This is a genomic window from Streptomyces sp. WP-1, assembly GCF_030450125.1.
Classification (GTDB): Bacteria; Actinomycetota; Actinomycetes; order Streptomycetales; family Streptomycetaceae; genus Streptomyces; species Streptomyces incarnatus.
The window spans coordinates 788,835-801,765 of sequence record NZ_CP123923.1; the positions used below are offsets into that span (position 1 = coordinate 788,835).

General features: G+C 73.3%; 13 protein-coding genes and 1 pseudogene. 5 read left to right on the top strand and 9 right to left on the bottom strand.

All coding sequences use genetic code 11. The features are described 5' to 3' along the window. Positions 1-258: 258 nt before the first annotated feature. On the bottom strand, positions 259-675 hold the full coding sequence (locus tag QHG49_RS03160) for an ATP-binding protein (protein WP_301487148.1): 417 nt from the start codon (positions 673-675) through the stop codon (positions 259-261). Positions 676-798: 123 nt separating this feature from the next. Between QHG49_RS03160 and QHG49_RS03165 the strand changes: the two genes are divergently transcribed. Beyond that, entirely contained in the window at positions 799-1,053 is a 255-nt protein-coding gene (locus tag QHG49_RS03165; protein WP_159698496.1) for a hypothetical protein, read from the top strand. Positions 1,054-1,331: 278 nt separating this feature from the next. Beyond that, positions 1,332-1,787: a cyclic nucleotide-binding domain-containing protein gene (locus tag QHG49_RS03170; protein WP_085563251.1), complete on the top strand. Its 456-nt coding sequence runs from the start codon at positions 1,332-1,334 to the stop codon at positions 1,785-1,787. A 29-nt stretch (positions 1,788-1,816) separates the two neighbouring features. On the opposite strand, the gene QHG49_RS03175 is transcribed toward QHG49_RS03170, so the two are convergent. Continuing rightward, positions 1,817-3,115, bottom strand: coding sequence for an MFS transporter (locus QHG49_RS03175; RefSeq protein ID WP_159698499.1), 1,299 nt, complete (start codon positions 3,113-3,115; stop codon positions 1,817-1,819). A 119-nt stretch (positions 3,116-3,234) separates the two neighbouring features. Then, on the bottom strand, positions 3,235-3,855 hold the full coding sequence (locus QHG49_RS03180) for a LysE/ArgO family amino acid transporter (RefSeq protein ID WP_301487149.1): 621 nt from the start codon (positions 3,853-3,855) through the stop codon (positions 3,235-3,237). A gap of 69 nt (positions 3,856-3,924) precedes the next feature. Between QHG49_RS03180 and QHG49_RS03185 the strand changes: the two genes are divergently transcribed. Together QHG49_RS03185 and QHG49_RS03190 are read left to right on the top strand one after the other, a co-directional pair. Beyond that, positions 3,925-4,806 carry a LysR family transcriptional regulator ArgP gene (locus QHG49_RS03185; RefSeq protein ID WP_301492680.1) on the top strand — a complete coding sequence of 294 codons (882 nt, stop codon included), beginning with the start codon at positions 3,925-3,927 and terminating at the stop codon, positions 4,804-4,806. A 99-nt stretch (positions 4,807-4,905) separates the two neighbouring features. Beyond that, positions 4,906-5,157: a WhiB family transcriptional regulator gene (locus QHG49_RS03190; protein WP_145491261.1), complete on the top strand. Its 252-nt coding sequence runs from the start codon at positions 4,906-4,908 to the stop codon at positions 5,155-5,157. Between the two features lie 68 nt (positions 5,158-5,225). Here the strand turns inward: QHG49_RS03190 and QHG49_RS03195 are convergent, their stop codons facing one another. From QHG49_RS03195 to QHG49_RS03210, 4 genes are read right to left on the bottom strand one after another with little or no spacing between them, the layout of a single operon-like run. Continuing rightward, the gene (locus tag QHG49_RS03195; RefSeq protein ID WP_301487150.1) at positions 5,226-7,103 is read right to left on the bottom strand and encodes a cell wall metabolism sensor histidine kinase WalK; all 1,878 of its coding nucleotides are present in this window, start codon (positions 7,101-7,103) and stop codon (positions 5,226-5,228) included. After that, entirely contained in the window at positions 7,100-7,804 is a 705-nt protein-coding gene (locus QHG49_RS03200; protein ID WP_301487151.1) for a response regulator transcription factor, read from the bottom strand. Before QHG49_RS03200 ends, QHG49_RS03195 begins: the two co-directional genes overlap by 4 nt. 20 nt (positions 7,805-7,824) lie before the next feature. Beyond that, positions 7,825-8,559 (bottom strand): L,D-transpeptidase family protein, encoded by a 735-nt coding sequence (locus QHG49_RS03205; RefSeq protein ID WP_159698507.1) that lies wholly within the window; start codon positions 8,557-8,559, stop codon positions 7,825-7,827. 42 nt (positions 8,560-8,601) lie between these two features. After that, positions 8,602-10,023: a M1 family metallopeptidase gene (locus tag QHG49_RS03210; protein WP_301487152.1), complete on the bottom strand. Its 1,422-nt coding sequence runs from the start codon at positions 10,021-10,023 to the stop codon at positions 8,602-8,604. 207 nt (positions 10,024-10,230) lie between these two features. Between QHG49_RS03210 and QHG49_RS03215 the strand changes: the two are divergent. Then, positions 10,231-10,578, top strand: a pseudogene (locus QHG49_RS03215) (DUF488 domain-containing protein). Between the two features lie 2 nt (positions 10,579-10,580). Here QHG49_RS03215 and QHG49_RS03220 read toward each other — a convergent pair. After that, entirely contained in the window at positions 10,581-12,254 is a 1,674-nt protein-coding gene (locus tag QHG49_RS03220) for an FAD-binding dehydrogenase (protein WP_159698513.1), read from the bottom strand. 18 nt (positions 12,255-12,272) lie between these two features. Further along, positions 12,273-12,914, bottom strand: a complete 642-nt coding sequence (locus tag QHG49_RS03225) for a TetR/AcrR family transcriptional regulator (protein WP_145491276.1) — start codon at positions 12,912-12,914, stop codon at positions 12,273-12,275. Positions 12,915-12,931 lie beyond the last annotated feature (17 nt).

Consider the following 12,931-nt stretch of genomic DNA (forward strand, 5'->3'; position numbering starts at 1 on the left):
TGGGCACGGCCGGAATGGGGATTCCGGTCCAAGCCCGAACGGTGCTTGTCAGGTTCGCCGCGGGTATGCCGGGGCCCGCCCGGAGGGGGCCCCAACGGTCGGTTCACCCGCTGGGCTTGCGCCTCCGGTCCGAAGCACGAGATTCCGCCTGCCCGCTGCCCCGGAGGGCAAACACCCTTGTCGGAAGGAATCCGGTGGACGGGGTGAAACCCGAGGTCAGGGGGGTGTCGAAGGGATAAGTGGGGGTGCTCGGGCGGCTCACGCCAGCGGGACCACCGCGGTGATGCGCTTGCCGCCGCAGGGCAGCTCGCTGACCCGGACGTCACGGGCGAGGTGGCAGACGATCGGCCAGCCCCGGCCGTGGCACTGGGCGTGGCCGGGCGGGGAGGTCCGCGCGACCGGGAGTTCGGTGCTGTGGTCGCTGACCGAGACGCGGACACCGGCGGAGTCGACGTCGACGTCGAAACCGGTGATGCCGCCGCCGTGCACGATCGCGTTGGTGGTGAGTTCGGAGGCGACCAGGAGGGCATCGTCCATGGCCCCCGGGCCGAGCCGCTGATGACGGGCCCGGCAGCGTTCGGCGACCACGCGCCGTACGGTGCGACGGGCGTCGGCCGGGCGGCACGGCGGCCTCGGCCGGGCCTCGTCGACGGGTATGGAGTACGTTTCTGGCATCCCTTCCCTCCCTGGGCGGTGCCGGCGTCGCGCTCTCTCCCCTTTCGGCTGACCACCGGCGGCGCCCTCAAACACGCTGGGTACGGAAGTCATCACCGGGCCCGGACGGGGTACCCGCCCCACATGAGCGATGTCGTGGACGCGGACGAACTGCTGCGACGCATCCGGCGGGGCAGGGACCGCGCGGCCGAGGAGCAGGCACGCTGGACGGACCGCGCGGGGCGCCTCGCGGCGACCGAGCCGGACGGCGCCCGGGACGCCGCGGCCAGTGCCAGGGCGTACGAGGCCGTGCTGCGGGTGCTGGACGAGATCGTGCGGCCGGGCGCGCATCCGGCGGCGAACCCCGCGGAGGAGGACGGCGTGAGACGGACTATTTAGATCAGTGTCCGATTACCAGAACAGCCCTCAAATGGTTTATCGTTCATCCATACGTGATGGCGGCAGGGCCTCGGAGCCCGCCGTGTCACCCTCAGCGGCCCTGGCTTCCCCCGTCCAGCCAGGGCTTTTTTCTGCCCGGACGACGGCCGGCGGAAAGAAATCCGCTTCCTTCGAGGTGCCCTGCCCGCCGCCAGCGGATGAAATGGGTGTACGCAACGCACCGGCCCCCACACGAGGCACCGCAGCACCCGAACCGTCGCCGGCGAGGAGCCCGCGCCATGACCAAAGCGATAAAACTGCTGACCGCCCTGCCCCAGGCGCAGCGCGAACGCCTGATGGAGCTGGCCAAGGAGGTGTCCTTCCCGGAGGACAGCCGCATCTTCGAGGCGGGCGGCACGGCCGACCGGTTCTGGGTGATCCGCTCCGGCGCGGTCCATCTGGACCAGCAGGTCACCTCGCGGCAGCGGGTCACCGTGGCCACGCTCGGCGCGGGCGACCTGCTGGGGTGGTCCTGGCTCTTCCCGCCGTACCAGTGGGACTTCGGCTCGGTGGCCTTCAGCAACGTACGAGCCTACGAGTTCGACGGGCCCTCGGTGCTCGCGCTGTGCGTGGAGGATCCGCTGCTCGGGCTGTCCCTGGTGCGCTCGGTGGCCGAGATCCTCGCCCACCGTCTGGAGACCACCCGCGGCAAGCTGATGGACCAGTACGCGCTCGGCCGCCGCAGCCCGCTGTAGATCACGGGCGCGGCGGCCTGCGCGCTTCCTCAGATCCGGTAGCGCCGCAGCGCGGGCACCATCGCCGCCAGCGCCAGCATCAGTACGACGACCAGCGCACCGCCGCCCGCCACCGCCGCGCGCGGCCCGAACACGGCGCCGGCGGTGCCGTGCAGCACGTCCGCGAGGCGGGGGCCGCCGGCCACCACGACCGTGAACACGCCCTGCATCCGGCCGCGCATCTCGTCGGTCGCGGCGGACAGCAGGATCGCGCCGCGGAACACCATCGAGACCATGTCGGCGACACCGGCCACGGCGAGGAAGGCGAGGGCGATCCAGAGGTTGCCGCTGAGCCCGAACCCGGCGATGGCCACGCCCCAGGCGACGACCGCGCCGATGACCATCCAGCCGTGCCGCCGGGCGCGGGAGAACACGCCCGAGAACAGGCCGCCGAGCACCGCGCCGACCGGGATGCCCGCGAACAGCACACCGAGCGCGAGGCCCGAGCCCCAGGAGTGGTACGTCTGCGCGGCCAGCTGCGGGAACAGGGCGCGGGGCATGCCGAACACCATGGCGACGATGTCGGCGAGGAAGGACAGCAGCAGCACCTTGTGCCGGGATATGTACCGGAAGCCCTCGGCTATCTCGCGCACCCCGGCGCGGCGCGTGGGGGCGTCGCCGAGCGGGGGCAGCGCGGGCAGCCGGAAGACGGCCCACACGGTGACGCACAGCGCGAGGGCGTCGATGAGGTACAGCTCGGGCAGGCCGATGACCGGGATGAGCACACCGGCGAGCAGCGGGCCCGCCACCAGGCCGGTCTGCATCACGGTGGAGCTGAGCGCGTTGGCCGCGGGCAGTTCCGCGGCCGGGACCAGCCGCGCGATGGAGGCGTTGCGGGCCGGGGAGTTGAGGCCGAAGAACGCCTGCTGGAGCGCGAGCAGCACCATCAGGACCACGACGGAGTCCAGCTTGGTCGCGGCCTGCGCCCAGAACAGCAGCGAGGTGACCGCGATCCCGATGTTGGTCCACAGCAGCAGCTTGCGCCGGTCCACGGTGTCCGCGACCGCGCCGCCCCACAGCGCGAACAGCACCATGGGCACGAGCCCGGCGAGGCTGGCGTAGCCGACCCAGGCGGAGGAGTGCGTGATGTCGTAGATCTGCTTGGGCACGGCGACGGCGGTGAGCTGGCTGCCGACGGACGTCACGATGGTGGAGGACCACAGGCGCCGGTAGGCGGGGATGCGCAGCGGGCGGGTGTCCATGGCCCAGCGGCGCCAGCCGCGGTGGGGCGGGGGCGCGGCCGCGGGGGCGTCGTCGCCGGTCTCGGTACTGCTCTCGCTGGTGTTCACGGATGTCCTGGTTGCTCGTTACATCTTTTCGATTCGAGAGCCTAACTATCTCATCGCACCGGCGGGAGAACGTCTCGGTCCGGAAGACCGGGCCCGGCCACCGGTCCCGGCTTCCGGTCTCAGCCCTCGGCGAGCAGCGAGACGCCGAGGACGAGCATGGTGAGGGCGACCAGGCCGTCCAGGACGCGCCAGGCGCCGGGGCGGGCCAGAAAGCGGCCGAGCAGCCGGGCGCCGAAGCCCAGCGCGGTGAACCAGCACAGGCTGGCGAACGCGGCCCCGAGCCCGAACGTCCAGCGCAGCGGGCCCCGGTCGGCGGCGAGCGAGCCCAGCAGGAAGACGGTGTCCAGGTAGACGTGCGGATTGAGCCAGGTCATGGCGAGGCAGGTGAGCACGGCCCGGCGCGGCGACCCAGCCGCCCCGCCCGCCGCGGTCAGTGCGGACCCGGCCGGCCGTACGACGCGGCGGGCGGCCAGCACGCCGTAGCAGAGCAGGAAGACGCCGCCGACGATGCCGACCGCCCGCACCACGCCCGGCCAGGCCACCACCACCGCGCCGACGCCGCCCACGCCGAGCGCGATGAGCAGCGCGTCGGACAGGGCGCAGATGCCGACCACGGCGAGTACGGCGTCGCGGCGCACCCCCTGGCGCAGGACGAAGGCGTTCTGGGCGCCGATGGCGACGATCAGGGAGAGGCCGGTGCCGAAGCCGGCGACCGCGGCGGTCAGGGCGGTGTGGTTCATGGCTCGAAGCTAAGGACACCTGGGCTCTCAAGTACAGCTAAAGATTCTTACGTATCCTTAGCGCTCGTGATGGACCTTCCCCTGGATCAGGTGCGGACGCTGCTCGCGGTGGTGGACGAGGGCACCTTCGACGCGGCGGCCGCCGCCCTGCATGTGACGCCGTCGGCGGTGAGCCAGCGGGTCAAGGCCCTCGAACAGCGCACCGGCCGGGTGCTGCTCCAGCGCACCAAGCCGGTCCGGCCCACGGAGTCGGGCGCGGTGCTGGTGCGCTACGCCCGTCAGCTCGCCCGGCTGGAGCGGGACGCGTGGGGCGAGCTGGGGCTCAGCGGCGCCGGGGAGCCCACCCGGGTCTCGGTCGCGGTGAACGCGGACTCGCTGGCGACCTGGTTCCTGCCCGCGCTGAGCCGGGCGCCGGGGCTCTGCTTCGAGCTGCACCGCGAGGACGAGGGGCATACGGCGGTCCTGCTGCGCGAGGGACTGGTGATGGCGGCGGTGACCTCCTCGCCGGACCCGGTCCCGGGCTGCACGGCGCGGCCGCTCGGCCGGATGCGCTATCTCCCGGTCGCGGAACCGGAGTTCGCCCGCACCAGGGTCGCCGGGCGCCCCCTGCCGGACGCCCTCGCCACGGAGCCCGTGATCGTCTTCGACCGCAAGGACGACTTCCAGGACGGCTATGTCCGCCGGCTCGGCGGCACCTCGGCCGCCCCGCTGCGCCACTATGTGCCCACCTCGGAGGGCTTCCTCGACGCCGTCGCGGCGGGCCTCGGCTGGGGCATGGTCCCGGAGGTCCAGGCCGGCCCCCTGCTGGCCGACGGCCGGCTGGCCCTGCTCGCGCCCGGCGAGTGGATGGACGTCACCCTGTACTGGCAGCAGTGGAGGCTCGACTCCCCCGCGCTGGCGGCACTGGCCGCGGCGGTGACGGCAACTGCGGCGGCGGCACTGCGGAGTTGAGGCCGGGCCGTTTCACAGCGCCGTGACCGGTGACCCGCATACGGCAGAACGACTTCGGCAGAACGCGGACGACTCCCGATCCACACCAAGGAGACTCCCATGGAGAACTGGCGCGAAGAAGCAGCGTGCCGTTACGAGGACCCCGATCTGTTCTTCCCGATCGGCAGTACCGGGCCCGCGCAGGTGCAGGCCGAGCAGGCCAAGCGGGTGTGCGAGCGGTGCCCGGTCCGACAGCAGTGCCTGGACTGGGCGTTGGACACCGGTCAGGCCATCGGTGTCTGGGGCGGCACCACCGAACTGGAACGCCGCAAGCTGCGCCGCCGGGCCCGCTCCCACTCCCGCTCGGGCTGAACCGGCGTGACGACAAGGGCCTTCGCGGGGCCGGGGTGCACCCGGACTCGGAGCAGTTCGAGCCCGCCCTACGGCTCCTCCCCCGGTGCCTGCGTCGCGGGCAGCCGGAGGGTGAAGACCGCGCCCTCGCCGTGCTCGCTGGTGGCATGCGCCGTGCCCCCGTGGGCCGTGAGCAGCTGGCGGACGATCGGGAGTCCGAGGCCGCTGCCCCCGGTGCGGCGGCTGCGGGACTTCTCGGCGCGCCAGAACCGTTCGAAGACATGCGGCAGATCCTCGGCGGCGATGCCGGCGCCGGTGTCGGCGACGGTGAGCACGGCGTCGGTGTCGTCCCGGCGGGCCGTCAGGGTGACCGTGCCGTCGGCCGGGGTGTGCCGCAGCGCGTTGGAGACGAGGTTGCCGAGCACCTGCCGCATCCGCACCGGGTCGGCGTCCAGCCAGACCGCCGGGTCGGCCTCGGTCAGCAGCGCGACCCCGGCCGCGTCGGCGGCCACCCGGTGGGCCGCGGCGACCTGATCGAGCAGCTCGCCCGCGGCCAGCGGTTCGCGGTGCAGGCGCAGGGTGCCCGCGTCGGCGGCGGCCAGGTCCTGGAGGTCGTCGATGATCCGCTGGAGGACGAGCGCCTCCTCGTGCAGCGAGTCCAGCAGGCCCGGATCCGGCTCGACGACGCCGTCGCGCATCACCTCCAGCCAGCCGCGGATATTGGTGAGCGGGCTGCGCAGTTCGTGCGCGATGTCGCTGACCATGGCCTTGCGCTGGGCCTCCAGGCGTGCACGGCGCTCGGTGAGTTCGTTGAACGCCTCCGCGAGGATGCCGGTCTCGTCCCGCGTGGTCACCGGCACCCTGACATGCTGCTCGGGCGGCGCCTGCGCGGCCTCGGTCAGCGCGCGCAGCGGCCGTACCAGCCGGATGGCGACGGCGGCGGTCACCGCGACGGTGACGGCGAGGACCAGCCCGGCCGCGGAGACCACCTTGGACTTGTTCGCCGGTGAGATGTCGAAGCGGGACGGGTTCTGGTCGCCGATGCCGAGGAAGAGGTCGGCGGCCGGGGCGACATAGGGCTCCAGCTGGGCGCGGCGCGCGCCGAGCACACAGCTCTGGGCCGAGCGGACGGTCGCCTCCTTGTCCTTGCCCCCGACCTTGGCGAGCAGCGGGCCACCGCCGAAGTGGTCCTCGGCCTGCGGGTCGAAGGCGAGGAACAGCGGGCCGCCGCCGACGTCCAGACCCGCCTGCCGCAGACAGGGGCGGGCGAGCCCGGACAGTGTGTCCAGGGCCCGGGTCTCGGTGGGCGTGGGGGCGTCGAACCCGTCGGCCCCGCACGCCGCCACGCCGTAGCGGGACGGGTCGGAGCCGTCGCCGCCGGTGAGCACGGGGCGCCCGCTGGGCGTGTGCCGCACGGTGGTCCGCAGGCCGTAGCGGGCGTAGCACTGCCTGTCCCGGGTGGCCAGCGACTCCAGCGCGGCGCGTTCCTTCGCGGGCAGCCGGTAGGGGCCGACGGCGCGCGGGTCGATGCCGCTGAGCTGGGCGCCGGTCTCGCTGTAGGTGTCGGTGCGCAGCGGGTCGACGCTCGCGGCCGGGCGGGGCGGCAGCGGGGTGCCGCGCGGCGCGGAGTCGGCGACGAGGGTGCGGTCGGGGGTGGTGAGCGCGATCCGCCGGCCGGTCCGCGCGGCCAGGTCGCGCACGGAGCGCTGGACGCCGGACCAGTCGGAGTGGGTGGCCGCGTACCCGCTGAGCTGGGCGAGGATGCTGTTGTCGGCGGCGAGGTCCTGGCCCTGCTCCTCCTTGAGGGCGCTGGTGGTGGTGGTCACCGCGAGCCAGGCGGTGGCCGCCACCGAGCAGACGGCGATCAGGGCGGAGACGGACAGCAGCCGGACCAGCAGCCGCTTGCGCAGCGGTATCCGGCGCCGGGCGCCCCGGCCCCGGCTCCCCCGCTCCGGCCGGGTCTTCACAGCCGGCCGCTGAGCTTGTAGCCGACGCCGAACACGGTGAGCAGCCGTACCGGACGCCGGGAGTCGGCCTCTATCTTGCGGCGCAGGTTCATGATGTGGACGTCCACGGCCCGTTCGGTGGAGGACCGGTCGAACCCCCGCGTGCACTGGAGGAGTTGGCGCCGGGTGAACACCCGCTCCGGCTCGGCCGCCATCGCCAGCAGGATCTGGAACTCGGCCGGGGTGACGTCCACCGGCACGCCGTCGCAGCGCACTTCGTGCCGTACCGGGTCGACGCTGAGCCCGGCGGCCCGCACCGCCGGGTCCTCGCCGCGCGCGCCGGGGCCCCGGCCGCTGCGCCGCAGCACCGTGCGGATGCGGGCCATCAGCTCGCGCGGGCTGTACGGCTTGGTGAGGTAGTCGTCGGCGCCCAGTTCGAGGCCGAGCAGCAGATCGTCCTCGGCGGAGCGGGCGGTGAGCATCACCACGGGGACGTCCAGCTCACCGTCGTCGCCGCGCAGTCCGCGGCAGACGCCGAAGCCGTCCAGGACCGGCAGCATCAGGTCGAGGACGAGGAGGTCGGGCCGCAGCCGGCGGGCCGTGTCCAGGGCGGCCGCGCCGTCGTGCACCACCGTCGCGGTATGTCCGTCGGCCAGCAGGGAGCGGCGGATCAGTTCGGCCTGCTTCTCGTCGTCCTCGGCGACCAGCACATGTGCGCACACAATTGCGGATCCTAAGCGGCTCAGACCGCGAGCCAGTCGGCGTACCCCATCGCGACGACCGGGTGCCGGGCCGGGTCGAGCGTGCGCAGCAGGTCCTTCATGTGCGCCTTGGCGACGCTGACGCAGCCGTGGGTGGGGCCGCCGTGGTCGACGTGCAGCCAGACCCCGCCACCGCGCTCGGCGCCGAGCGGGCGGGTCCAGTCCAGCGGGGAGGTGCCGGGCTTGCGGTTGTAATTTATGGCGATGACGTAGTCGAACGAGCCGTCCAGGGGTTCGCCCTCGAAGCCGGTGCCGGGCGAGTGGAATCCGGCGGACTCGTGGTACGGCAGTCTGCTGCCGGGGTCGGGCAGCAGTCCCCCGGCGTCGGACAGGGTGTACACACCGAGCGGGGAGCGCAGGTCGCCCAGCATGTGGTGGGCGCTCCAGCCCTTCAGCGCGTTGTGCGCGGGCCAACTCGGGCCCGCCTGCCAGCCGTCGGCGGTGCGCTGGTGCAGGACGACCGTGCACTGCGGGGAGTTCGGGCCGCGCCCGGTGGCGACGACGGCCTGGGTGCACTGCCCCGGTATCGCCGCCGTCCGGGTGGGGCCGAGCCCGGGTATGCCGTGGGGGGCCTGTTCGGCCTGCGAGGTGGTGCCGGTGGCGGGCGCGGGCCGGGTGGGCCGCGCCCGGTGCCCGGCCTCCCCGCCGCTCCCGCCGCAGCCGGTGAGCAGCAGCGGGGAGGCGAGGAGGGGAAGAGCGGTTCTGCGGTTGATCATGCTGTCGAGCTTCGCCGACAGTTATGTGGAATTGGTAAGAACTCAGGCCTTGTTCGGCTTGCCCTTCGTGAACAGCCAGGTGTGGAAGAGGGAGTCCAGCGGCTTTCCGGACTTCTGCTCGGCGAGCCGGACGAACTGCGCGGTGGTGCCGTGTCCGCCCCGGTGCTCGGCGGCCCAGGCGCGCAGGATCGCGAGGAACGTCCGGTCGCCGACCGCCTTGCGCAGCTCGTGCAGGGCCATCGCGCCGCGGTCGTAGACGGGCGTGCCGAAGATGTTCTCGCCGCTGCCCGGGGCGCCGGCCGGGTAGGCCCACAGCTCGTTGCCCGCGGGGCGGGCGTACAGCTCGTCGAAGGTCTTCTGGGCGCTCGCGCCGCCGTGCTGCTCGGAGTAGAGCCACTCGGCGTAGGTCGCGAAGCCCTCGTTGAGCCAGATGTCCTTCCAGGAGGTCAGGGACACCGAGTCGCCGTACCACTGGTGGGCGCTCTCGTGCACGAGGGTGAGGATGTCGGGCGCGGAGTCGTAGAGCGGGCGGGTCTGCGTCTCCAGGGCGTAGCCGACCTTCGCGTGGTCCACGATGGCTCCGGCGGACGTGAACGGGTAGGGCCCGAACAGCTTGCTCTCCCACTCCAGGACCGAGGGCAGCTGCTTGAGCACCGGGGCCGCGGCCTTGGCCTCGCGGGGGTCGACGGCGTCGTAGACCCGGATGCCGTCGCGGGTGGTGTATTGCCTGACCTGGAAGGTGCCGATGGTGGCGGTGGCGAGGTAGGCGGCCATGGGCTGGGTCTCGCGCCAGCGGAAGGTGGTCCGGTCCTTGGCGGTGCGCTGTCCGAGCAGGTCCCCGTTGGCGACGGCGGTGCGGCCCTTGGGCACGGTGATCGTGAAGTCGTACGACGACTTGTCCTTGGGGTGGGCGTTCGCCGGGAACCAGGTCATGGCGCCCTGCGGCTCGCTCGCGACGAACGCCCCGTCGTCGGTGGGGATCCAGCCGTCCGCCGAGCCGTCGGGGTCGGTGACCGGCTCGGGCGTGCCGTGGTAGGTGACGGTGACCTTGAAGTCCTGGCCCGCGCGCAGGGCGTGGCGCGGGGTGACGACGAGTTCCTGACCGGAGCGCTTGACGCCCGCGGCGGTGCGGTCGACCTCGACGCCGCCGACCGTCAGCCCCTTGAGGTCGAGGTCGAAGCGGGTGAGCGGCTGGGTGGCGCGGGCGGTGAGGACCGCGGTGCCGTCCAGGCGGCCGTCGCTCTGGTAGCGCAGCGTCAGGTCGTAGTGCCGCACGTGGTACCCGCCGTTGCCGCTGAGCGGGAAGTAGGGGTCGCCCGCGCCGGCCGCGCCGGTGGTGCCCGTGCCGGCCGGTCCGGCGGCACCGACGAGTGCGGCCACGGCGACGGGCACGGTGGCGAGCACCGCCCTGCGGCCGAGGACCGTGGTACGACGGCGTGCGGGCTGTCTGCGGGGTGACGTCACGTGCGCTCCTCAAAAGGTGTTCGACTGGCCCACAGACTAGAGGCGCCGGTGTCTCCGGGTCTCCGGTTTCCTTCTGGCCGTCCGGTGGCGAGATCGCTGCTCGGCGGGGGTGGGACCGGACGAGGGCCGGGTCGCCGACCGGCGCCCCCGGGGCCCGCGCAGTACGCTCGCCGAAGGTGGCCGCCGTCATGGGGGGAGGGCCCGATCGTGAGCGTACGTGTGCGCCGGATCTAGGATCCGCCCGAGCCCGATGACGGGCTGCGGGTGCTGGTCGACCGGCTGTGGCCGCGGGGGGTGACCAAGGAGGCCGCGCACCTGGACGAGTGGCCCAAGGGGCTCACCCCGTCGGCGAAGCTGCGCACCTGGTTCCACAGCGGGGGGTCGTACGAGGGGTTCCGTGCCCTGTACGAGGCGGAGCCGGCCGCCCCCGAGGCCGCCGAACTGCTCGACGGCCTGCGGGAGTCGGTCCGCGAGGGCCCGGTGACGCTGCTGACGGCGAGGAAGCTGCCGGAGCGCGGCCGCGCCCAGGTGCTCCTGGAGTTGCTCGGAGGCTGAGGTCAGCCGGTGTGCCGGGCCGCGTGCCGGCCCGCGGCGCGGCCCGAGAAGAGGCAGCCGCCGAGGAAGGTGCCCTCCAGGGAGTTGTAGCCGTGCACCCCGCCGCCGCCGAACCCGGCCACCTCACCGGCCGCGTACAGCCCCTCGATCGGCGTCCCGTCGGCGCCGAGGGCGCGTGAGTCGAGGTCGGTCTGGATGCCGCCGAGCGTCTTGCGGGTCAGCACATGCATCCGTACCCCGATCAGGGGGCCCGCGGCCGGGTCCAGGAGACGGTGCGGCGCGGCCACCCGGCCGAGCCGGTCGCCGAGGTAGCGGCGGGCGTTGCGGATGCCCTGGACCTGGGAGTCCTTGCTGTACGGGTTGGCCATCTGGAGGTCGCGGGCCTCGATCTGGCGGCGCACCCCGGCCGCGTCCAGCAGCGGCTGCCCGGCGAGGCCGTTCATCTTCTCGACCAGCCGCTCCAGGCTGTCCGCGGTGACGAAGTCGGCGCCCTTGTCGAGGAACGCCTGCACCGGGGCGGGCGCGCCCTTGCCGACGAGCCGGTTGCGCACCACCGCCCTGCGGTCCTTGGCGGTGATGTCGGGGTTCTGCTCGGAGCCGGAGAGCGCGAACTCCTTCTCGATGATCTTCCGGGTGAGGATGAACCAGGAGTGGTCGTAGCCCGCGATGTCCTCGGTGGTGCGCAGGTACTTGAGCGTGTTGAGGGTGTCGTAGCCGGGCAGGCAGGGGTCGGGCAGGCGGCGGCCGAGGGCGTCCAGCCAGATGGCGGACGGGCCGGGCAGGATGCGGATGCCGTGGCCGGGCCAGATCGGGTCCCAGTTCCGCAGCCCCTCGGTGTAGTGCCACATCCGGTCCCGGTTGACCAGACGGACGCCCGCCGCCGCGCTGATGTCGAGCATCCGGCCGTCCACATGGGCGGGGACGCCGGTGACCATCTCGGCGGGGGGTGTGCCGAGCCGCTCGGGCCAGTAGCGGCGCACGATGTCGTGGTCGGCGCCGATGCCGCCGGTGGTGACGACGACGGCCTGGGCGGTGAGTTCGAAGTCGCCGGCGCGCTCGCGGCTGGAGGCGACACCGCGCGGGGAGTCGTCGGGGGCCAGCACCGTGCCGCGCACCCCGCGGGCGGTGCCGTCCTCGATGACCAGGTCGTCCACCTGGTGGCGGTGGTGGAAGGTGAGCAGCCCGTCCCGGGCGGCCTGCCGGGCGTGATCGACGAAGGGCTCGACCACTCCGGTGCCGGTGCCCCAGGCGATGTGGAAGCGGGGCACGGAGTTGCCGTGCCCGTCGGCCCTGAGGTCGCCGCGCTCGGCCCAGCCGACGGTGGGCAGCAGTTCGATGCCGTGCCCCTGGAGCCAGGACCGCTTCTCGCCGGCCGCGAACTCCACGTAGGCGCGGGCCCAGCGCACCGCCCAGGAGTCCTCGTCCTCGATCCGGTCGAAGCGCGCGCTGCCGCGCCAGTCGCTCCAGGCCAGTTCGAAGGAGTCCTTGATGCCGATCCGGCGCTGTTCGGGCGAGTTGACGAGGAAGAGGCCGCCGAAGGACCAGTACGCCTGGCCGCCGAGGTTGGCGGCGTTCTCCTGGTCGACCAGGGCCACCCGGCGTCCCCGGCTGGTGAGTTCGTGGGCCGCGACCAGACCGGCGAGGCCCGCTCCGACGACGATGACGTCCGCGTCCATGGCGTCGAGGTTCCTTCCTCAGTGCGTTGTCGAGGGGGCGGCCGGCGCGCCGCCGTCCGTGAGCAGCGCGGTGAGCAGCTGCTTGAGCCGGCTCCGCGCGTGCTCGACGTCCTTGTCCAGCAGCAGCTGGGTGGTGACGCCGTCGTAGGCCGCGACCACGGCGTGCGCGGCGCCGGCCGTGCCGCCGAGCACGGCGGGGAGTCCGGTGTGGCCCCGGGCCCGGAAGAGGCGGTCGGCGACGGCCTCCCGGAGCCGGGCGCGGTGGCCGAGCAGGACGCGGGCGACCTCCGGGTCGCGGGCCGCGTGCACCAGGAAGTCGGTCTTCACCAGCAGCCAGTCCACGTCGAGCAGCAGCACCTCGGTGACGCGGTCCACGGCGGCCGGTACGTCGAGGCCGGGGCCGTCCTCGGCGAGGGCGTCCGCGACCTGGCCGGCGATGAGGTCGGCGCGCTCCTGGTAGAGGGCGAAGAACAGCTCGTCCAGGGTGGCGAAGTTCGAGTAGAAGGCGCCCCGGCTGTACCCGGCCGCCTCGCAGACCTCCTCGATGGAGACCCGCCCGAACCCCTTGGCCGCGAACACCCCGAACGCGGCTCCGAGCAGCCGGGCCCGGGTCTCGGCCCGGCGCCGGGTGACGCGCTTGGCGGTCTCCCGCGTGACCATGACGACACCTCCGTTCG

Bases quoted from the DNA above. Each gene is read 5' to 3' on its own strand.
- QHG49_RS03190 (WP_145491261.1), top strand. From the start codon at position 4,906: ATGGAGAACTGGCGCGAAGAAGCAGCGTGCCGTTACGAGGACCCCGAT.
- QHG49_RS03160 (WP_301487148.1), bottom strand. From the start codon at position 675: ATGCCAGAAACGTACTCCATACCCGTCGACGAGGCCCGGCCGAGGCCG.
- QHG49_RS03205 (WP_159698507.1), bottom strand. From the start codon at position 8,559: ATGATCAACCGCAGAACCGCTCTTCCCCTCCTCGCCTCCCCGCTGCTG.
- QHG49_RS03185 (WP_301492680.1), top strand. From the start codon at position 3,925: ATGGACCTTCCCCTGGATCAGGTGCGGACGCTGCTCGCGGTGGTGGAC.
- QHG49_RS03165 (WP_159698496.1), top strand. From the start codon at position 799: ATGAGCGATGTCGTGGACGCGGACGAACTGCTGCGACGCATCCGGCGG.
- QHG49_RS03170 (WP_085563251.1), top strand. From the start codon at position 1,332: ATGACCAAAGCGATAAAACTGCTGACCGCCCTGCCCCAGGCGCAGCGC.
- QHG49_RS03220 (WP_159698513.1), bottom strand. From the start codon at position 12,254: ATGGACGCGGACGTCATCGTCGTCGGAGCGGGCCTCGCCGGTCTGGTC.
- QHG49_RS03180 (WP_301487149.1), bottom strand. From the start codon at position 3,855: ATGAACCACACCGCCCTGACCGCCGCGGTCGCCGGCTTCGGCACCGGC.
- QHG49_RS03225 (WP_145491276.1), bottom strand. From the start codon at position 12,914: ATGGTCACGCGGGAGACCGCCAAGCGCGTCACCCGGCGCCGGGCCGAG.